Consider the following 21,659-nt stretch of genomic DNA (forward strand, 5'->3'; position numbering starts at 1 on the left):
AAGGATGAAATTAATCAAACCTTGTTTACTTGCCCTTACTACAATGCTGTTTTTGAATTGTACATCAAAAAAAGAATTGGCTTCATTAAAAAATTCTTACAAAAATGATTTTTATATAGGTACAGCGTTAAGTGCAGACCAAATAGAAGAAAAAGATGAGAAAGTTGATTCTTTAATTCGTAAAGAATTTAATGCTATAACAGCGGAGAATATTATGAAATCAATGTTTGTACATCCTGAAAAAGGCAAATACGATTTTGCGTTGACAGATAAATTTATTTCGTATGGCAAAAAAAACAAAATGTTTATTCACGGACATACCTTAATCTGGCACAGTCAGTTGGCACCATGGATGGAAAAAATTAAAGACAGCACAGAAATGAAAGCCTTTATGAAAGATCATATTACAACAATCGTTTCTAAATACAAAGGAAAGATTGATTCCTGGGATGTTGTAAATGAAGCTTTGAACGAGGATGGTACATTAAGAAAATCGGTTTTTTTGAATACATTGGGAGAACAATATCTTATTGATGCTTTTAAATTAGCTGCTGCAGCTGATCCTAAAACCGATTTGTATTACAATGATTATAATAATGAAGAACCTGCAAAAAGAAAAGGGACTATTAATTTGATTAAAAAAATCAAAGAAGGGGGAGGAAAAGTTGACGGAGTTGGTATTCAGGCGCACTGGAGATTGGAAAGTCCGTCATTAGAAGAAATTGAAACAAGTATTTTGGAGTATTCAGCACTTGGAATTAAAGTCGCTTTTACAGAATTGGATATCACAGTTTTGCCAAATCCCTGGGATTTAAAAGGAGCAGATATAAATCAGAATTTTGAAGGCAGTGCCAAAATGAACACGTATCCTGAAAAACTTCCGGATTCAGTTCAGGAAAAACTGGCACAGCGTTATTCAGATATATTTAAATTATTTCTGAAACACAAAGACAAAATTAGTCGCGTGACTTTTTGGGGAGTTCATGATGGGCAGTCCTGGTTAAATGACTGGCCCATTAAGGGAAGAACAAATTACCCATTGTTATTTGATAAACAACTTAACCCTAAAAAAGGTTTTGAAGCTTTGATAGAATTAAAAAAATAACAGCTTTAATAATTACTAAGCATTATTTAATATATAAAATTTTAAAATAAAACTCTAAATAGATAAACTAAATTTGGTTGCTATAGATTTTTTTATAATTTTACACAACCGATTGTTTAATTTGTTTTTCTTATTTTCTTAGTACATAATATTAGTTAATTGCTCTAAGTATTTAAAAAATTAAATAAACATTTAAATAAGTTTTTTTTTAGCTTAACTAACCTAATCAAACCATAAATAAGTAATGAATTTATCCTCTCAAAAATTATCCATCAAAGAAAAAATAGGATATAGTCTTGGTGATCTTGCCGCCAATTTAGTTTTTCAGACACTGATGACTTATCTGGCTTATTTTTACACAGATATATATGGATTATCACCAACACATTCTTCCATAATAATGCTGGTTGTAGGTTTGATAGCTGCCTTTATTTTTAACCCAATCATTGGGGCTTTGGCAGACAGAACGAATACAAAATGGGGTAAATTTCGTCCCTGGATTTTGTGGACATCAGTTCCTTTGGGGGTCATTGCACTTTTGGCTTTTACAACTCCGGCATTTTCGTATCAGGGAAAAGTAATTTATGCAGTGATAACGTATTCATTATTGTTGTTATTTTATGCAGCTAATAATTTGCCTTATTCTGCCTTAAGCGGCGTGATAACAGGCAATATGGGTGAGCGTAACAGTATGTCAGCATACCGGTTTGTAGCTGTAATGTTTGCACAGTTTTTTGTACAGGTTTTTATGCTTGGAATTATCAAAAGTGCCGGAAACGGTGACAAGGCAATAGGTATCGAAAAAGTAATGACAGCACTTGCAATTATTGGTACTATTATGCTATTGATTACTTTTCTAACAACCAAAGAGCGTATCGTACCAAAACCGGAACAAAAATCCAGCGTAAAGGAAGATTTAAGCGATCTGATAAAAAACAAACCCTGGATTATCATGCTGACGCTTACTTTACTGGTTTTTGTAACACTGGCGATGAAAGGCGGCTCGTATGTATATTATTTTGAAAACTACGTAAACAAAGCGGAGTTAGCTGTTTTTATTCAGCCTATTTTAGATTTTCTTTCCAATATAGGTTTAAATACGTTTGGAGACGACCCTGTTTCTGCAGGATTCGGATTGTTTAATGCCGGCGGGATTATTTTTATGATAGTCGGAATCACATTATCAAAAAGATTCGCTGATAAATACGGTAAAAGAAACGTCTTTGGATTATTTCTGTTTATTTCGACTTTATTCATAATTGCCTTTTATTTCTTTTCGCCAACTGCTGTTGGTCTGATGTTTTTTTCTCAAATTTTTCATGGTTTTTTCTACGGCATCACAATTCCGCTTCTTTGGGCGATGATTGCAGATGTAGCAGATTATTCAGAGTGGAAAAACAATCGTCGTGCGACGGCCATTATATTTTCGGCTATGATGGTGGGGTTAAAAGCCGGGCTTAGTATTGGAGGTGCATTGACAACGTCTCTTTTAGGGCATTTTGATTATATACCAAATGCTGCTTCGCAAAGTGAAATTGCTATTAACGGAATCAAATTACTGGTAAGCATCTTTCCTGCCATACCATTTTTAATTGGTGGCGCATTATTGTTTTTCTATGAAATTGACAAGAAGATGGAAGTACAAATAGAAAGTGATTTAAAAGAAAGAAGAGCATAAATTATTATCATTAAAACAAAAATACGACTATGCCTGAAGATAGTATTGAACAAATTAATTTTGAAACAATTAATAAAATAGCCATATCGCAGCCTTTGGTAAAACATATGTATACAGCCGATCCTTCGGCGCATGTATTCAAAGGTAAAATTTATATTTATCCATCACATGACATTGATGCAGGAATTCCGTTTAATGACAATGGAGACCATTTTGGAATGGAAGATTACCATGTGTTTTCTATGGAAACTATAGAATCTGAAGTTACAGATAATGGAGTTGCACTGCATGTTAAGGATGTTCCGTGGGCAGAAAAACAAATGTGGGCGCCTGATGCTGCTTGTAAAAATGGTATGTATTATTTGTATTTTCCGGCAAAACGTGCAGACGGAATTTTCCAGATTGGAGTAGCCATCAGCGATTCGCCTACAGGTCCATTTGTTCCTGAACCTGAGGCAATTAAAGGGAGTTACACTATCGATCCGGCTGTTTTTGAAGATAATGACGGGAAATTTTATCTTTATTTTGGAGGGATTTGGGGCGGCCAGCTTCAAAAATACAGAAATAATAAATTCTCTGAAGATAACGAAGAGCCTCATAAAAATGAACCGGCATTAGGGCCGATAGTAGCATTATTGAGCGATGACATGAAGCAATTTGCCGAAGCTCCAAGAGAAATTAAAATCCTGGACAAGAAAGGTGAAGTGCTACTAGCTGGAAATAATGAACAGCGATTTTTTGAAGGGCCGTGGCTCCATAAATACAATGGTAAATATTATTTTTCTTATTCTACAGGAGATACGCATTTTATTTGTTATGCTATTGGGGATAGTCCTTATGGGCCATTTACGTATCAGGGCCGAATTTTGAATCCGGTAATTGGCTGGACTTCACACCATTCTATTTGTGAAGTAGAAGGAAAGTGGTATCTTTTTTATCATGATTCCAGTCTTTCAAAAGGAGTTACCCATTTGAGATCGATAAAAGTTACTGAAATTACATATAATGAAGATGGTTCAATTAATACGATTGATCCTTATGGCAAAGAAGAATAGATAAAACTCTTTAGATTTAATTGAAATATTTAGGAAGCATGTTTAAAAAAGAAACCATACATCTAAAAATTATAGTTGCAGCTATTTTATTGGTTTCTGTTTATTCATGTAAAAAAATTTCACAAAAATCACAATCGGTTGTTTATGCCGATTATGCCTCATTTGACTGGTTTGAGTATAAAGGAAAAGATGAAGCTTATGACAATATATCGAAATCAGACAGCGAATTTCTGAATCCAATTTTAGCCGGGTTTTATCCGGACCCCACCATCTGCAGGGCTGAAAATAAATTTTATCTGGTCAACTCTTCTTTTTGTTATTTTCCTGGGTTGCCTATTTTTGAGAGTACCGATTTAGTCAACTGGAAACAGATAGGAAACATAATAAATCGTCCGGAACAGGCTGATTTTGGTACTTCACGTTTGTCCGGTGGAATGTATGCGCCAACCATAAGGCATCATAAAGGTGTTTTTTATGTGATTTGTACTAATGTAAGCGGTGTTGGTAATTTTATCGTCACTGCTAAAAATCCAGCCGGGCCATGGTCAAATCCGATTGTGCTTCCACAGGTAAACGGAATTGATCCTGATATCTTCTTTGATGAAGACGGAAAAGTTTATATTACGCATAATGGTCCTCCGCCAAATAATGTTTCGCTTCATGATGGTCACAGGGCTATTTACATACTCGAATATGATTTGAAAACACAAAAAACGATAACTGAACCTAAATTAGTCATTAACGGAGGAACAGATTTATCGAAAAAACCAGTCTGGATTGAAGGCCCGCACGTAATCAGGAAGAACGGATTTTATTATATGATTTGTGCTCAGGGTGGAACCGGTTTTAATCATTCGGAAGTTGTTTTTAGAAGCAAAAGCATCTACGGGCCTTATGAAAGTTATGCTCAGAATCCGATTTTGACGCAGTCACATTTAGATGCAAATCGTAAAAATGAAGTTTCGACTACCGGTCATGCTGATTTTGTAGAATTACCAAATGGAGACTGGTGGGCTGTATTTTTAGGCTGTAGACCTTATGGAGAGGATTTATACAATACAGGCAGAGAAACTTTTATGATGTCTGTGGAGTGGAAAAAAGACTGGCCTGAAATTGTAGGAGGAAACCAACCGATTCCGATGATTCATAAACGTCCGAATCTGGCTCTTTCGAAAGAAAAAACAGAGCCATTGAATGGAAATTTCATTTCAAAAGATGATTTTAATTCGAATGAATTAGGACTAAAATGGAATTTAATCAGAACGCCAAAAGAAAAGTGGTACGAGCTGATTAACGGAAAATTGTTAATTAAGCCAAGACCTGAATCGATTTACACCGAAACTAACTTTTCTTTTATAGGAAGAAGACAACAGCACTTAAAATTTGAAGCTTCTATAAAATTAGAATTCACTCCCCAAGATAATGTACAGGCAGCAGGTTTAACAGCTTTTCAGAATGAAAAACATTATTTCTTAATAGGTAAACGACTGAATTCAGCTAACAAACCGGAAGTTTTCGTAGAACGAACAGTCTCTAAAATCAATAATGGTAAACCTGAAGTTATTTCAAAAAAAGAGCTTTCGGACTCAGATTCATCATTATTTGTAAAAATTGAAGGAAACGGAAGATGGTATAGTTTCTATTATAAAACAACAGAAAAAGCAGATTGGAATTTATTGATTAAGGATGTTGACGGTTCTATTTTGAGCACAAAAGAAGCCGGTGGTTTTGTAGGGACGTATTTAGGGATGTACGCTTCGAAGAATCATTTTTAGGGAATAATTTTAAGTAAAGTTTTTAGGTTTAGTTTGTCATTCCGAGGAACGAGGAATCTTCGAGAGTAGCTCTACAAAGATTGGCGACATGCTGTATGGAGTCACTTACGAAGATTCCTCGTTCCTCGGAATGACAGAATTGTCGATATTGTTTGTGATAATATTTGAAGAATTGTACTCCGTCATATCTTTTGAAACCGTACGCGTAAGGGATAGAAGTGGAAAGCCCACAGCAGCGAGGAACGAGCAGGCGAGGACTTGTAACGGATAGCCCGACCCGTAGGGATACGCCCAAATTATTAGAAATAGTAGTTTCAAAAAATTAACAATTTTATTCTAATAAATAATTTTTTATAAAATAATTTTATTTACTTTAGCATACCAGAACGGAACAGAACGGATATGCCAAAAGAAGAAGAAAAGTTTGTATTTATTATTAATCACGAGAGCGATATTCCGAAATATCAGCAGTTGGTAAATGGTATAAATAATGCTATTGCAGAGAATATTTTGCAAAAAGGAGATTTGCTTCCGTCTGTAAATAGTATTTGCAAAACAAATCAGTTGTCGAGGGATACTGTTTTTAAGGCTTATACGATTTTAAAAGAGCAGGAAATAATCGATTCGGTTCCGAATAAAGGGTATTATGTTTCCGGTGAAACCAAAAAGGTGTTATTGGTACTGGATACTTTTAAAGCCTATAAGGAGGTTTTGTATCACTCTTTTGTAAACAATTTGCCGAGTAATGTTATTGTTGATGTACAGTTTCATCATTATAATATAGATGTTTTTAAAACGATCATTAATAACGGAATAGGGAAATATTACAAATATGTGGTAATGAATTTTGATCACAAGGATGTAGCACCGGCGTTATCAGCAATTTCGAATGAAAAACTGCTTTTGATTGACTGGAATATCCATTCAAAGGGCACTAATAATTACATATTTCAGGATTTTGGAAAAGCGTTTTATAATGCATTAAAAGAAGCAGTGGATTTGTTTAAAAGATATAAAAGCATCAGTTTTATTTATCCGGCTTACACAAATCACCCGAAAGAAACAGTAGAATATTTTAAGAAATTCTGTGTTGATTTTAAGCTGAAATATGAAATTGTTACTGATGCCAAAAAGTTTAGTATTGAAAAAGGAATTGCTTACATCAGTATCAGTGATAGGATTTTAGGCCATTTTTTGGAACAATGCAAAGAGAGAAATATGGAACCAGGAGAGGACGTTGGATTTTTGTCTTATAATGAAACCCCAATGAAGAAATTTATTTATAAAGGAATTTCGGTTGTTTCGACAGATTTTAATGAAATAGGAACTAAAGCAGCAGCCTTTATTACTCACGATGAAGTAGTTCAGTGTTATGTGCCAACAAATTTAATATTAAGAGAATCATTATAAAATTATGTATTATATAGGATATGATATTGGAAGCTCTTCGGTCAAGGTTGCCCTGGTTGAAGCAGCAACGGGCAAAAAAGTAATTGTACTGAATGAGCCGCAAAACGAAATGGAGATCTTGTCATTGCAGCCTGACTGGGCAGAACAGGATCCGGAAATGTGGTGGCAATACATTTGTACAGCAACAAAAAGAGCCATTAAAGAAGCCAATGTTGATGCTTCTAAAATTCAGGGTATTGGTATTTCGTATCAAATGCACGGATTGGTTATCGTGGATAAAGACGGCAAATCATTGCGTAATTCGATTATCTGGTGTGACAGCCGTGCGGTTGAAATTGGTAACAAAGCTTACGCTGAAATCGGAGCTGATAAATGTGCTGAACATTTATTGAATTCACCAGGAAATTTCACAGCTTCAAAACTGAAATGGGTAAAAGAAAATGAGCCTGAAGTTTACAGCAAAATTGATAAATACATGCTCCCGGGAGATTACATCGCTTTGAAATTAACAGGCGAAGTAACAACCACTAAAAACGGTTTGTCTGAAGGAATGCTTTGGGATTATAAAGAAAATAAAGTAGCGGACTGGCTTTTGGATTATTACGGAATTGATCAGTCACTGACACCAAATATTGTAGAGAACTTTACAAATCAGGGAATTGTTACCGAAAAAGGTGCACAGGAATCAGGGCTTCCTGCTGGAATTCCGATTGTTTACAGAGCTGGAGATCAGCCAAACAATGCGTTGTCACTAAATGTGCTGCGCCCGGGTGAAGTGGCAGCAACCGGAGGTACATCAGGCGTTTTTTATGCTGTTACCGAAACAAATTCAGGTAAAAGTACACGTGTAAACAACTTCGTTCATGTCAATTATTCCGAATCAAATCCGAGAGTTGGAAAATTGCTGAATATCAACGGAGCCGGAATTCAATACAGATGGATGCGCAACAATACCGGAAATGAGTCGTATGAAGAAATGAACGAGAAAGCATCTCAGGTAAATGTGGGTTCAAATGGATTAGTTGTCATTCCTTTTGGTAATGGCGCTGAAAGAATGTTCAATAATAAAAACATCGGATCGCATATTTTGAATCTGAATTTTAACATTCATTCCAACGCTCATTTATACAGAGCATCTTTGGAAGCCATTGCGTTTTCGTTTGTATACGGAATGGAATGTCTGAAAGATGACAATGCGAAAATTAATGTAATCAGAGCTGGAAATGATAATTTATTTCGTTCAGAAATTTTCTCCAATACGGTAGCAACATTAATTGGGCATGAAATAGAAATTTACAATACAACTGGAGCTGTAGGAGCAGCCAGAGCAGTAGGTTTAACTGATGGTGACTTCGAAAAATTTGGTTCAGGAATTACAATCAACGATCACGTAATGACCTTTTTGCCTTTAAAAAATAAAGAAGAATATGAGAAGGCATATCAAAACTGGAAAAAAGAATTAGAATTAATAGTAACAAATAAATAAAAAAATAAAAATGATAGTTTTAGGAAATAAAGAATACTACAAAGGTATTGGCCAAATTAAATTTGAAGGAAAAGAATCTGATAATCCGTTGGCATTTAAATACTACAATCCAGATCAAATTGTAGCTGGAAAAACAATGCGTGATCACTTCAAGTTTGCTATCGCTTACTGGCATACATTCTGTGGGCAAGGTAGCGATCCATTCGGGCCTGGAACTCAGAATTTTGCATGGGACCAGTCTTCAGATCCTTATCAGGCTGCAAAAGATAAGGCAGATGCTGCTTTTGAATTCATCAGTAAAATGGGATTTGATTATTTCTGTTTCCACGATTACGATTTGATTGCTGAAGGAGCGACTTTCGCTGAATCAGAAAAACGACTGGCATTCATTACAGAATACTTAAAAGAGAAAAAAGCAGCATCAGGTATTAAATTGCTTTGGGGAACTTCAAACTGTTTCTCAAACCCAAGATTTATGAACGGAGCCGCTACAAATCCGGATTTTAATGTTGTGGCAAGAGCCGGAGGACAAGTAAAATTGGCTTTGGATGCCACAATCGCTTTAGGCGGAGAAAACTACGTTTTCTGGGGAGGCAGAGAAGGTTATATGTCTCTATTAAATACAGATATGGGAAGAGAATTAGACCACATGGCACAATTCTTAACAATGTCAAGAGACTACGCCAGAGCGCAAGGTTTCAAAGGTACTTTCTTCATTGAGCCAAAACCAATGGAACCATCGAAACACCAGTACGATTTTGATTCTGCTACAGCAATCGGATTCTTAAAAGAGTACGGTTTAGATAAAGATTTCAAAATCAACATCGAGGTAAACCACGCTACATTGGCACAACACACTTTTCAACACGAATTAGAAGTGGCTGCTAAAGCTGGGATGTTAGGAAGTATCGATGCTAACAGAGGAGATTACCAAAATGGATGGGATACAGACCAGTTTCCAAATAACATTCAGGAGACTACAGAAGCCATGTTGGTTTTCTTAAAAGCAGGAGGATTACAAGGGGGTGGAGTTAACTTTGATGCTAAAATCAGAAGAAACTCAACAGATTTAGAAGATGTTTTCTTAGCACACATTGGCGGTGCAGATACTTTTGCAAGAGCTTTACTAACTGCAGATAAAATCATTACTTCTTCTCCTTACGAGAAATTAAGAAAAGAAAGATACAGCTCATTCGATTCCGGAAAAGGAAAAGATTTTGCTGAAGGAAAATTAAGCCTGAAAGATTTATACGATGTTGCAAACCAAAATGGAGAATTAACACTTCAAAGCGGTAAACAGGAATTGTTTGAAAATATTATCAATCAATACATATAATCTTTTATTGTTTTTAAAATAAATTCTATTCATACAGTTTAGTATAAAAATAGTTATATAACACTGGATCTTAAACGGTTCACTCTCAAAGAAAGCCTTTATTTGAGATAATTTAAAGATAGCTATTTATAGAAAATTAAGGTCGGAGGTTTTAGTTAGTTCCGATGACCTTAATTTTTTTGTGCCTTTTTTTAACCAAATTATTGTTCAGAAAATTTATTAAACCATTAAAATTTAGAAAAATGAAGTTTTTTATAGATACAGCAAATTTAGAAGATATTAAAGAAGCTCAGGCTATGGGAGTTTTGGACGGAGTAACTACAAATCCGTCATTGATGGCCAAAGAAGGCATTACAGGAAAAGATAACATTTTGAAACATTATCTTGATATATGTAATATTGTAGACGGTGACGTTTCTGCCGAAGTGATTTCAACAGATTTCGATGGAATGATTAGAGAAGGTGAGGAACTGGCTGCCCTGCACAAGCAAATTGTTGTAAAATTACCAATGATTGGTGATGGTGTAAAAGCCTGTAAATATTTTTCGTCAAAAGGAATCAGAACCAATGTTACTTTGGTATTCTCTGCAGGTCAGGCGTTACTGGCGGCTAAAGCTGGCGCTACGTATGTTTCACCATTTTTAGGAAGATTAGATGATGTTTCTACAGACGGAATGCATTTAATTGCGGAAATCAGACAGATTTATGACAACTATAATTATCAAACCCAGATCCTTTCAGCTTCTGTAAGACACACAATGCATATTGTCAATTGTGCCAAAATCGGATCAGATGTTATGACCGGACCATTGTCTGCTATCAAAGGCTTATTGAAACACCCTCTGACAGATATCGGACTGAAACAATTTGTAGAAGATGCCAAAAAAATGAATTTGTAAACAGTTCATTTTCATTAAGTTTTATTTGCCCCACAAATCTAAATTTAAGTAATTCAGACTCCTTTCAAATCAATTTTGAAAGGAGTTTTTTGTTTTTTGACAATTCATTTTCTTCCTTTTTAAAATACGCTCTTATCTTTTGTAAGATTTTATGGTTTATATATTCATTTAACAGTTTTTAAACTTTAAAATCAAAAGGAAAATTCCATTCTTTTTTTCTCTTTAGGAATTTTCTGTTTTTTATGTTTTTTTTAAGAAATAATAATAAAGGTTTGTATTAATGTAATGTTTCAGCCTGAAAACTTTCATTAAATGAATAATACTTATTGTTTTATTAATATAAATATATAATATGTTTTTTTAGTAAATATTTTTTTTGAAATTGACAAAAAAAATTAACGCAACCGATTGTGTATTGTTGTAATTTATATATATTTGTTTTTATAAAGGCTACTATAATTCATTTTTGATACAACCAACAAAAAACTAACTGACTAAACTATTAACTAATTAAATCAATTATTTATGACTAACTTTTTAATTACTAAAAGCAAATCGAAATACTTTAAAAACTTAGGGTTTCTGATCCTGATGTTGGTATTTTCAGCTTCGGTAAATGCACAAACAACAGTGTCTGGAACAGTTTCAGATGCAAGCGGTCCTATACCGGGAGTAAATGTTATTGTAAAAGGAACCAAGAATACTACAGTAACTAATTTTGACGGTACATTTACAATTAGTTCTGTTCCTGCAAATGCAGTTTTAAGTTTTAGCTTTATTGGATATAAGACTAAAGAAGTTTCTACTAACAATCAAAATAAAATTAATGTAGTTCTTGAGGAAAACTTAAATAGTTTAAAGGAAGTTGTTGTGGTGGGATACGGCACAATGAAGAGAGGAGATTTGACAGGTGCCATTTCTTCTGTAAATGCTAAAGCAATTTCGCAGTCAGTAGCTACCACCTTAGATCAGGTTTTGCAAGGGCGTGCTGCCGGTATAAATATTCAGGCAAATAATGGAGCACCTGGTTCCAGTTCTTCTGCCCGAATTCGTGGTATTAGTTCAATAACCGGAGATAATGAACCAATTTATGTGATTGATGGTGTAGTAATTAGTGGATCAAGTAATTCAAATAATAATAACCCTCTTGCAGGAATTAATCCGGCAGATATTGCTTCAGTAGATATTTTAAAAGATGCTTCTGCAACCGCTATTTATGGTTCAAGAGCAGCTGGTGGTGTCATTATTATTACAACCAAAACAGGTAAAAAAGGAGAGCTTACTCTGAATTTTGACAGCTATGTAGGCTGGCAGAAAATACCAAAACAATTAGAGGTTCTTAATTTAAGAGAGTACGGAACGCTTAAAAACACTCGTGCCGATTTGGGTATTGTACAAAGAGATCCTTATTTTATTCGTCCTGAATTATTAGGAGAGGGAACAAACTGGCAGGATGAATTGTTTACAACAGCTATGATGAAGAGTTATAATTTGTCAGGTTCAGGAGGTTCTGATAATACAACTTATGCTTTTGGTATTGGCTATTTAGATCAGGAAGGGATCGCAATCGGTTCAGGATTTGATCGTTTTAATCTTAGAGGGGTTATCGATTCTCAGGTAAAAAGCTTTTTGAAAGTTGGAGTAAATTTAGCCTTAAATAAAACAAATCAGATAAATACATTTTCAGACGGCTCTTTAATACTCACAGCTTTAAAGCAAACCCCCAATGTAGCGGCTCGTAATGCAGATGGAACTTTTGATGGCCCTGATACAACAGAATTTGTTCAGAACAATCCATTAGGTCTGGCCTTAATGAGAGATAATCACAATCAAAATTATGGAATAAGGGGAAATGCGTATGCTGAAATTAGCTTTACTAAAGACTTAAAACTAAAAAGTCAATATTCTGTAGATTATAATTTTGGAAACGGTTATACTTTTAGTCCTTCTTATACTTTTGGAGCACTTGTAAATGATGTGCGGGAAGGTACAAGAACAAAATCATTAAGCGATAACTGGATTTGGAATAATCTTTTAACATATAATAAATCTTTTGGAAAACACGCAGTAACTGTAACTTTAGGTCAGGAATTTGTAGAAAACCATTGGGAGAGCTTGTATGGTTACCGTTCTGGTTATATTACTAACGGAGCAACTGATTTGGATGCCGGTGACCCAACAACGGCAAGAAATTCAAATGGAAGTATGACAAAATCTCTTAGTTCATATTTTGGAAGAGTATTTTATTCGTTTAATGACAAATATTTATTAACAGCTACTTTAAGAAGAGACGGTTCTTCTCAGTTTGCTGAAGATAATCGTTGGGATTATTTTCCATCTGCTGCTTTCGCATGGAAGGTTTCTAATGAGAGTTTCCTAAAAGACAATAAGACAATCAATAACCTTAAATTAAGATTAGGCTGGGGACATGTTGGTAATCAAAATAGTTTATACCCTTATCCTTATACATCACTTTATGGTACCTCAGCGACTAATTGGGGCAGCGGGCAAATTGCAACCAATACAGCAAACCCGGATTTAGGATGGGAGAAAACAAAATCAACCAATATAGGAATAGATTTGGGACTTTTCAATAACAGAGTTGAACTGATTGCTGATGTTTATTACAAAAAAACAGACGGATTATTACTTCCTTTATCACTTCCGGCTTATGCAGGAACAACGGGGCAAGGATCTACCACGGCACCTATTTTTAATATTGGTTCTCTTGAAAACAAAGGACTGGAATTGACTTTAAACACGATTAACATAGAGAGAGATGAATTTAACTGGAAATCTAACTTCGTTTTCTCAATGAACAGAAGTAAGGTTCTTGCTCTTAATTCAAAAACAGGAGTTTATAACCAGACACTTCAGCAAGGCTCAGACGTAACTGTTGTTACACGTACGGCAGTAGGTCAGCCAATAGGCCAGTTTTACGGATACAAAGTAATTGGGCGATTTGAGAAAGCGACTGATTTTTATTATAAAGATCAAAATGGAGTAGTGCAGCCAACAGCCTTGCCGGAAGGAATGGTAATTGGAGAAAATGGTGTCTGGATTGGAGATTATATGTTTGAAGATAAAAATAAGGATGGTGTTATCAATGAAAAAGATACAGACTATATTGGAAACCCAGCTCCGGATTTTACTTTTGGTATAGGAAATACTTTTACTTACAAAGGTTTTGATATCAATATATTAGTAACTGGGTCTTACGGAAATGAAGTATTGAATTATCAAAGACGCTGGTTAGAAAATCCTCGTGAAAATACCAATTTATTAAAATCGGCATTAGGTTATGCACAATTAGAATTAATTGATCCAAATGGTCCAAATGATTATCGAAACGTTCAAATTGTAGGAGGAGATCCTTATATGCCCAGAATTGGTGCTTCATCTGCTTCATCAGCATCAAATTACCGTTTGAGTAACCGATTTGTAGAAGACGGATCTTATGTAAGAGTAAAAAATATTTCTATTGGATATAACTTGCCTAAGAGTTTATACTCAAAATGGGGGATTTCGAACGTGAAAGTATATACAAATGCACAAAATGTATTGACATTTACTAAATACAAAGGATACGATCCTGAAGTAGGTTCTATTAACCAAAATAACCTTTTGACAGGTGTTGATAATGGCCGTTATCCATCACCAATCATCACTACACTTGGATTAAATGTTAACTTCTAAACTATTACAAACGATGAAAACGAAAAATATATTTTACAGGGTTCTTCTAATTGCATTACCATTTGTTTACACCAGTTGTAGTGATCTTTTAGATGTTGAACCAGAAGACCGAATTACAAAAGAAAACTTTTATAAAACAGAATCTGATTTTCAGGCTGCTACAGGGCCGTTATACAACAAAGTTTGGTTTGATTTTAATGATAAGTTTTATTATGGTTTAGGTGACGGTCGAGCAGCTAACATGTACGCTCCATTTTCTGATTATGTTTATCCGTTTACAGATTTAACAGAAACAGGATTAACAGGGCCATTAGTGTCCGCGTGGGGATCTTTATATAATGTGATACAACAATCCAACAACGTTATCATTGGTATTACAGGAAGTACTGTTAGTGAATCAGTTAAAAGCAAATACATTGCCGAAGCCCGATTTATGAGAGGTACAGCTTATTGGTATTTGGCTTCATTATGGGGAGATGTAATTATTTCTACAGACCCGAAAGAGTTGGTTAAAAATCCGGTAGTCAATAAAAATCCGTTAAAAGATGTTTACGAATTTGCTATGCGTGATTTAGAATACGCTGCCAAAAACCTTCCGTCACAAGCGGGACAATCAGGGCGTTTAACAAAATATAGTGCTTTTGGTATGTTATCGCGTGTTTATTTGTCTTATTCAGGAGTTAGTGATAATCCTAACAGTGGTACAAGAAATGAGGAATATCTTGATTTGGCTAAAAAGGCTGCTTTAAAAGTAATCGACGAAGGACCGTATGTGTTAATGGATAATTATGCTGATTTGTTTAAAATAGAAAACAACAACAATACCGAATCTATGTTTGCTTTGCAATGGGTACCAAACGGAGATTACGGAGTTAACAATACACAACAGGCCTATTTTGCATTTAGTTCAGATATTACCGGTGATGATGCAGCCTGGGGATATTGGACAAGAGCTTCTTATAATGTTTTGCAGGAATATGAACCAACTGATAACCGTCGCAAAGCTACCTGGATGGCAGATGATGATTTTTATGCAGAAATTAATAAATCAAATGGAGGTTTTACTGTAGATCACAGTAAAGATTTTTTAACAGTTAAAAAAGGAGTGGTTGGTTCTACCAAAGACAATTCTAAAATTACACGTATGAACTCTGCTTTGAATACTTATATGCTGCGTTTGGGTGAAGTGTATTTAAATTATGCTGAAGCGGCTTTAGGAAATAATGCCAGTACGACCGATGCAGTTGCGTTAATGGGAGTTAACAAACTTCGTTTACGTGCTAATGTCGGAACGAAATCAAGTCTTACTTATGAGGATATCAGACACGAAAGAAGAGTTGAGTTATGTATGGAAGGACAATACTGGTATGATTTGGTTCGCAGATCTTATTATAAACAACAGGAAGTTATTAATTACATTACGGGTCAAAACAGAGGGACTATTACACCAATTTTATATGATACACCTACTAATACAGTATCTGTTGATGCATCAAAAAGTACCAGCCCGCGTGCGATTGGTGTAATTGACGCTAGTATTTTTGTCCTGCCTTATCCTGAGTCTGAACTTATCCAGAACCCTTTATTGAGAGAGAATCCTGTTCCATATAAATTTACTGAAGACAGAATAACAGATTTATTCTAGTATTGTGAAAAATAATAAATATAAAAGAGCAATTAATATGAAGAAATATATTTTAAATAAAAATTATTGGACACCCATATTATTTCTTGGGATAATGATTTTTAGTATGTTGTTTACTGCGTGTGACAACAGTGACTCCAGTGAGGGTGGCGGAGAGATAACCATTACAAAAGTCTTTTTGGAAGATGTAAATTCATCAGTACCTGACAGAGAGGTTAATTTTGCAAGATTAGGGCAGCTATTACGCATTGAAGGTTCTGGTTTTAGAGGATTAAGAAAAGTTTACATCAACGGATATTCGACTTATTTTAACGTAGTTTTCGTAACAGATAAATCGATGCTGGTTAGCGTTTCTGCTGATACTCCTATTTTAGATGCTGATGCTTCAGTTAGAAATACAATTCGTTTTGCAAATGATAACAACGAAACAATTTATTCATTTGAGATTCGTGCCGGAAAACCAGCAATTACAAATGTTTCAAACACAATGCCTAATGTAGGTGAAACCATTACTGTTAAGGGAACTGGTTTGACAGAGGTAAGTAAAGTTATTTTTCCAGGAAATATTGAAGTTACTACAGGTATTACTTCAGACGAAGACGGTGAGTTTTTTACAGTAGTTATGCCAAATGGAGTTTCAGAAAATGGAGGTTCTTTATTTGTGCAGACTTCTAATGGAGGCGTTTACTCACCAGCCTATTTTAATTTTAAAAAGGGAGTTATTTTAGATTTTGACGGAAACGGGACTCAGGGGTATTGGAGTACTTCAACCATTTCGGGTATGATTACACCAACAGATCTAGGATCAGCTGCTATTGGTCAAACAAATCTTTCTCATGGGAAATATGTACCACATCGTCCAGATCGTATAGCTTCCATTCCGGCAGCAACAGCCAGAGCAACAGAAGTTTGGACCGCAGGAACAGGAGTAGACAATTGGAGAACACAATTAACACCTTATATCCCTGCAAATACTCCTCTTGATAAAGTGGCATTTCAGTTTGATATTTATGTACCGGATGCCTGGAAAGATTCGGGTTATTTAAAAATATGTACCATCAACAATTTTAATGGAGGAACCTGGGCTGGGGGTGTTTATAATTATATTCCCTGGCTGATCGAAGGAAAATCAGTTGCTTTTCAGACAACTGGCTGGGTAACGATTACTATTCCTTTTAGTAAATTTTATCAATGGTCTAAAGCTGATTTCACTTTTGAAGCAGTACTGGCTTATCGTGAAGCGGCAACTTATCAAAATTTTGGAATATGGTTTGAAAATGGCGATGTAAAAATGAAAGATGTACTGGGTAATGACAGCGAAGTCGAATTTGCTTCAAAACCAACTACGGTAAAAGTGTATACTGATAACTGGAGAGTTGTATCATTAAACACACCGGTTTACGATGATTTTACTAACTAAAAAAAAGATACAATGAAATATAAATATATCATACCAATAATTACTTCATCCTTAATGTTACTGACATCATGTGATGACAATTTAATGGAGTGGGGAAAAGTTGAGGGACATGGTGAAATTGCATCCTCAGAATTGCCTTTAGAATTAGCCGAAAAAATTACAAGATATGAACCGCTTAAAAATTATTCCACTTTCAATTTAGGAAACGGAATCGGGGTTAGTTTGTATTTAGAAGATGGAACCTATAGAAGTATTGTTAATGCAAATTTTGATGAAGTAGTTCCGGGTTACGAAATGAAACACGGAGCCATGGTAAAATCTAATGGGAGCATTGATTTTACAACAATGGATAAATTTGTAACAGAAACTAAAAAGGCTGGTTTATCCATTTACGGACATACATTGGTTTGGCATTCTAATAATAATGCGAGTTACTTAAACGGATTATTGGCTCCAACCATTATTCCGGGTTCAAGTGGTGCAAATTCATTAAATATTGCCGGATTAAAAGATGGTACTTTTAGCAGTTGGTCAAGAAATAATCCCGGTGCCGGAATTTCAATTGTTGATGCCGCAGGATTAACGACCACCTCAAAGGCCGTAAAATTAATTTCAGGTGCGACTTCATCACAAGCTTATAATTTGCAATTAACCTCACCAACTGTTCCTATTGTGAGCAATCATAATTACGAAATCTCTTTTTTCATAAAATCAGATGTAACGGGTAAGGGGCGTGTTTCTTTCAACTCAAGTTTAACCAATATGTATCCCTGGAAAGATTGGTATGCTACTGGTGGATCATTTACAGAAGCATTTGCAACTGGATCAGCATGGAAGCAAGTAAAAATTAAACTTGCTCCAGGTGATTTTGCTCCAGGGGCTACCGGTTTTCAGTTCAATTTAGATTTAGGATATTTACCAAATGTAACTTATCTAATAGATGTAAATACGCTTAATGTAGTAGATTTAGATGCTGCTCCGGCAGTTACAAATCTAATTTCTAATGGTAATTTTGAAGGAAATACATTATCACCGTGGTCTGGTTATGGAAATAGCTCAACTCGTTCTGTCTCTGCTAATGGAGACGGGCATAATGGCGGTTATGCGATGGTATTAACAAATCCAACGGCAGCAAAAAATTATGAGGCTCAACAGGTTTATACTTTTGCTTCTGCTTTAACTAAAGATAAAGAATATACCTGTACTTTCTGGATCAAATCTTCTGTAAGCGCAACATTACAACTTGAATTGCAAAATGCTTCTTATGCTGGCGATTATTACTCAGGTATTTCGGTTGGAACTTCATGGACTCAGATTACCAGAACATTAAAGCCATCAACTGCTGATCGTACAAAATTCGTTTTTGACTTTGGAGAAACCGCTGCTACTTTGTATATTGATGATATTGTGATTCAAGCAGCAGACGCTTCTTCGGGTGCGACCGGTCCAGTTACGATTGAAAAAACAGATGCAGAAAAAGCAACCATCATTGATGCAGCTATGACCGACTGGATTTCAAAAATGATGACACATTTTAAAAATGATGTTCATGCATGGGATGTGGTAAACGAGCCGGTAAAAGAAGATGGAAGTTTACGTGATGGCGTTGTTACTGATATGGCAAATGATGAATTTTACTGGGTTAAATATCTTGGAAAAGATTATGCCGTAAAAGCATTTAAACTGGCACGTCAGTATGGTAATGCTACAGATAAATTATTTATAAATGATTATAATTTAGAATCCAGACTTGATAAATGCGATGGATTAATTAACTATGTTAAATATATTGAAAATCAGGGAGCTACTGTTGATGGAATAGGAACTCAAATGCACATTGGTTTAACAACTGATAAAGCAAAAATCGATCAGATGTTCCAAAAATTAGCAGCATCAGGAAAATTAATTAAAATCTCTGAGCTGGATATTCGTTTAGGAACAAAAAGCCCAACAGCTGTACAATTAGCAGATCAGGCCGCCATGTATCAGTATGTTATTGATTCGTATAAGAAATACATACCTGCTGCTCAACAATATGGAATAACCATTTGGGGAGTATCGGATAACGAACAAGAACACGAATACTGGTTACCTGATGAATCTCCAAACGTATGGGATGCCAGCTATAAACGTAAACATGCCTATAAAGGAGTAGCTGATGGTCTTGCCGGTAAAGATGTAAGTAAAGACTTTTCAGGCGAACTTCAGAAATAACGCCTTTTTATTGTAACTTAATCCATAATATAAATCTGTAAAACAGTTTTGTATTATGGATTACTTATTTGTTTCTGATACATTTAAAGTATAAATTAATTTTGAAAAATTTAGAATGATTGGATTTTCTAAAAAAATAGTCTCAGTATTTTTCTTAACTGTTTTGCAGTTCGGATTTTCGCAGGAAAAAACACCTCGTCTTCAAAAAAAAGGCAATAGAACTCAATTAATTGTCAACAACAAACCGTTTATCATAAGAGGAGGAGAATTAGGAAACTCTTCTGCAACGAGCATGGAAAGCATGGAACCTATTTGGTCCAAAGTTGCTGATATGAACCTGAACACGGTACTGACTCCTGTTTATTGGGAACTCATAGAACCTCAGGAGGGTAAATTTGATTTTTCTTTGGTGGACGATCTGATTCTTAGAGCAAGGAAAGAAAATCTAAAACTGGTATTTCTTTGGTTCGGATCCTGGAAAAACAGTATGTCCAGCCACGCTCCGGCTTGGGTAAAATTAAATCAGAAGAATTATCCAAGGGTTAAGGATGATAAAAATAGAAGTCATGAAATTCTGACTCCTCTTAGCGAAAATAATTTAGAAGCCGATTTAAAAGCTTTTCAGAAATTAATGAGCCATGTTAAAGATTTTGATCAAAAAGAGCAAACGGTCATAATGGTTCAGGTTGAAAATGAAATCGGAATGCTGCCTACAGCAAGGGATTATTGTGTATTGGCAAACGAAGCTTTTAATAAGCCAGTTCCTGATGAATTTTTTAAATACATGCAGAAAAACAAAGAAAAACTGGTTCCTGAGTTCCTGGAAATCTGGAAAAAGAACGGTTTTAAAACTTCAGGAAACTGGGAGCAGATATTTGGAAAAGGTCTTCACACAGACGAAATTTTCATGGCCTGGTATTTTGCAAAATTCACTAATAAAATCGCTAAAGCCGGAAAAGATGCGTATGCGTTGCCTTTATTTGTAAATGCTGCTTTAAATGCTCCAGAGAAAAAACCTGGAGAATATCCAAGTGCAGGCCCATTACCACATTTGATGGATATCTGGAAAGCTGCAGGAACTTCAATTGATTTACTTTCACCAGATTTTTATAATCCTTTGTTTAAGCACTGGAATGATTTGTTTACCCGTCAGGGAGATCCACTTTTTATTCCGGAGCATCGTTTTGATGAAAGTGCTCCATTTAAAGGATTATATGCTATTGGCCATTATGAAGCAATTGGTTTTTCGCCTTTCTCAATCGAATCTGTTGCTGATGCTAAAAAAGAACCGCTTGGCAAAATTTATAATCTGGTTAAACAATTGTCGCCTGTTATCGAAGCCAACAAAGGGCAAGAAAAAATTGACGGAGTTTTATTAGATAAAATAAATCAATTACAGATAATTAAACTGGGTAACTTCGAGTTTACATTTAAACATGATTATACCTTAAACTGGTCTGATGGAGCAAAAGCAGATGTCTGGCCAATTTCCAGCGCCATGATTATTGAAATAGCTCCGGATGAATTCTACATAGCCGGATCCGGAATCGTGGTGACTTTTAAACCTTTAAAAAGTATGGAAATTAACGCCGGAATCTTAAAAACTGACCAGGGAATATTTGAAAATGACGTTTGGAAAACAATCAGACATTTTAACGGTGATCAGACTCATCAGGGAAGACATCTTAGAATTTCGGTGGGCGATTATGAAATTCAAAAGATAAAATTATATACCTATGAATAAGTGTTCTAACAGTTTACACAAAACAAATTTTAGGATATCATGATTCAATTCAATTTCAAACAGATTTGAGCAGATTAAATTTGATTTTTAGAAATAAATCTTTCAAAATCTGCTTAATTTTTTTTTAATCTGTGTAAAAAAATTAGATATAATTTTCTAGGGAAAGTAGGTTTTAGAGTAACATCTTTCCTGATTA

General features: G+C 35.0%; 13 protein-coding genes. All 13 read left to right on the top strand.

Features of this window, described 5'->3' with window-relative positions; genetic code table 11:
• Nucleotides 1-4 precede the first annotated feature (4 nt).
• Entirely contained in the window at nucleotides 5-1,105 is a 1,101-nt protein-coding gene (locus JE46_RS01855) for an endo-1,4-beta-xylanase (protein WP_031453556.1), read from the top strand.
• Nucleotides 1,106-1,349: 244 nt separating this feature from the next.
• Nucleotides 1,350-2,783 (top strand): MFS transporter, encoded by a 1,434-nt coding sequence (locus JE46_RS01860; RefSeq protein WP_031453557.1) that lies wholly within the window; start codon nucleotides 1,350-1,352, stop codon nucleotides 2,781-2,783.
• Between the two features lie 29 nt (nucleotides 2,784-2,812).
• Nucleotides 2,813-3,838: a glycoside hydrolase family 43 protein gene (locus tag JE46_RS01865; protein ID WP_031453558.1), complete on the top strand. Its 1,026-nt coding sequence runs from the start codon at nucleotides 2,813-2,815 to the stop codon at nucleotides 3,836-3,838.
• 38 nt (nucleotides 3,839-3,876) lie between these two features.
• Complete coding sequence (locus JE46_RS01870; RefSeq protein WP_031453559.1) at nucleotides 3,877-5,613, top strand: glycoside hydrolase family 43 protein; 1,737 nt, start codon at nucleotides 3,877-3,879, stop codon at nucleotides 5,611-5,613.
• Nucleotides 5,614-6,015: 402 nt separating this feature from the next.
• Nucleotides 6,016-7,023 carry a GntR family transcriptional regulator gene (locus JE46_RS01875; protein ID WP_031453560.1) on the top strand — a complete coding sequence of 336 codons (1,008 nt, stop codon included), beginning with the start codon at nucleotides 6,016-6,018 and terminating at the stop codon, nucleotides 7,021-7,023.
• A 4-nt stretch (nucleotides 7,024-7,027) separates the two neighbouring features.
• Entirely contained in the window at nucleotides 7,028-8,509 is a 1,482-nt protein-coding gene (locus tag JE46_RS01880; protein ID WP_031453561.1) for a xylulokinase, read from the top strand.
• 10 nt (nucleotides 8,510-8,519) lie between these two features.
• Nucleotides 8,520-9,845: a xylose isomerase gene (gene xylA, locus JE46_RS01885; RefSeq protein WP_031453562.1), complete on the top strand. Its 1,326-nt coding sequence runs from the start codon at nucleotides 8,520-8,522 to the stop codon at nucleotides 9,843-9,845.
• 242 nt (nucleotides 9,846-10,087) lie between these two features.
• Nucleotides 10,088-10,744 carry a fructose-6-phosphate aldolase gene (gene fsa / locus JE46_RS01890; protein ID WP_031453563.1) on the top strand — a complete coding sequence of 219 codons (657 nt, stop codon included), beginning with the start codon at nucleotides 10,088-10,090 and terminating at the stop codon, nucleotides 10,742-10,744.
• A gap of 525 nt (nucleotides 10,745-11,269) precedes the next feature.
• Nucleotides 11,270-14,440: a SusC/RagA family TonB-linked outer membrane protein gene (locus tag JE46_RS01895; RefSeq protein WP_031453564.1), complete on the top strand. Its 3,171-nt coding sequence runs from the start codon at nucleotides 11,270-11,272 to the stop codon at nucleotides 14,438-14,440.
• A gap of 13 nt (nucleotides 14,441-14,453) precedes the next feature.
• Nucleotides 14,454-16,085: a RagB/SusD family nutrient uptake outer membrane protein gene (locus JE46_RS01900; RefSeq protein WP_031453565.1), complete on the top strand. Its 1,632-nt coding sequence runs from the start codon at nucleotides 14,454-14,456 to the stop codon at nucleotides 16,083-16,085.
• A 37-nt stretch (nucleotides 16,086-16,122) separates the two neighbouring features.
• Nucleotides 16,123-17,505, top strand: a complete 1,383-nt coding sequence (locus JE46_RS01905; RefSeq protein ID WP_031453566.1) for a glycan-binding surface protein — start codon at nucleotides 16,123-16,125, stop codon at nucleotides 17,503-17,505.
• Nucleotides 17,506-17,517: 12 nt separating this feature from the next.
• Nucleotides 17,518-19,719 (top strand): endo-1,4-beta-xylanase, encoded by a 2,202-nt coding sequence (locus JE46_RS01910; RefSeq protein ID WP_031453567.1) that lies wholly within the window; start codon nucleotides 17,518-17,520, stop codon nucleotides 19,717-19,719.
• A gap of 115 nt (nucleotides 19,720-19,834) precedes the next feature.
• Nucleotides 19,835-21,463 carry a GH35 family beta-galactosidase gene (locus JE46_RS01915; RefSeq protein ID WP_031453568.1) on the top strand — a complete coding sequence of 543 codons (1,629 nt, stop codon included), beginning with the start codon at nucleotides 19,835-19,837 and terminating at the stop codon, nucleotides 21,461-21,463.
• Nucleotides 21,464-21,659: the final 196 nt, after the last annotated feature.

The organism is Flavobacterium chungangense LMG 26729, assembly GCF_000735715.2.
Lineage (GTDB): Bacteria > Bacteroidota > Bacteroidia > Flavobacteriales > Flavobacteriaceae > Flavobacterium > Flavobacterium chungangense.

Excerpts from the sequence above, each read along its gene's own strand:
- JE46_RS01910 (WP_031453567.1), top strand. The coding sequence starts at position 17,518 with ATGAAATATAAATATATCATACCAATAATTACTTCATCCTTAATGTTA.
- JE46_RS01895 (WP_031453564.1), top strand. The coding sequence starts at position 11,270 with ATGACTAACTTTTTAATTACTAAAAGCAAATCGAAATACTTTAAAAAC.
- fsa (WP_031453563.1), top strand. The coding sequence starts at position 10,088 with ATGAAGTTTTTTATAGATACAGCAAATTTAGAAGATATTAAAGAAGCT.
- JE46_RS01915 (WP_031453568.1), top strand. The coding sequence starts at position 19,835 with ATGATTGGATTTTCTAAAAAAATAGTCTCAGTATTTTTCTTAACTGTT.
- JE46_RS01880 (WP_031453561.1), top strand. The coding sequence starts at position 7,028 with ATGTATTATATAGGATATGATATTGGAAGCTCTTCGGTCAAGGTTGCC.
- JE46_RS01870 (WP_031453559.1), top strand. The coding sequence starts at position 3,877 with ATGTTTAAAAAAGAAACCATACATCTAAAAATTATAGTTGCAGCTATT.
- JE46_RS01905 (WP_031453566.1), top strand. The coding sequence starts at position 16,123 with ATGAAGAAATATATTTTAAATAAAAATTATTGGACACCCATATTATTT.
- JE46_RS01865 (WP_031453558.1), top strand. The coding sequence starts at position 2,813 with ATGCCTGAAGATAGTATTGAACAAATTAATTTTGAAACAATTAATAAA.
- JE46_RS01875 (WP_031453560.1), top strand. The coding sequence starts at position 6,016 with ATGCCAAAAGAAGAAGAAAAGTTTGTATTTATTATTAATCACGAGAGC.
- JE46_RS01900 (WP_031453565.1), top strand. The coding sequence starts at position 14,454 with ATGAAAACGAAAAATATATTTTACAGGGTTCTTCTAATTGCATTACCA.
- JE46_RS01860 (WP_031453557.1), top strand. The coding sequence starts at position 1,350 with ATGAATTTATCCTCTCAAAAATTATCCATCAAAGAAAAAATAGGATAT.
- xylA (WP_031453562.1), top strand. The coding sequence starts at position 8,520 with ATGATAGTTTTAGGAAATAAAGAATACTACAAAGGTATTGGCCAAATT.
- JE46_RS01855 (WP_031453556.1), top strand. The coding sequence starts at position 5 with ATGAAATTAATCAAACCTTGTTTACTTGCCCTTACTACAATGCTGTTT.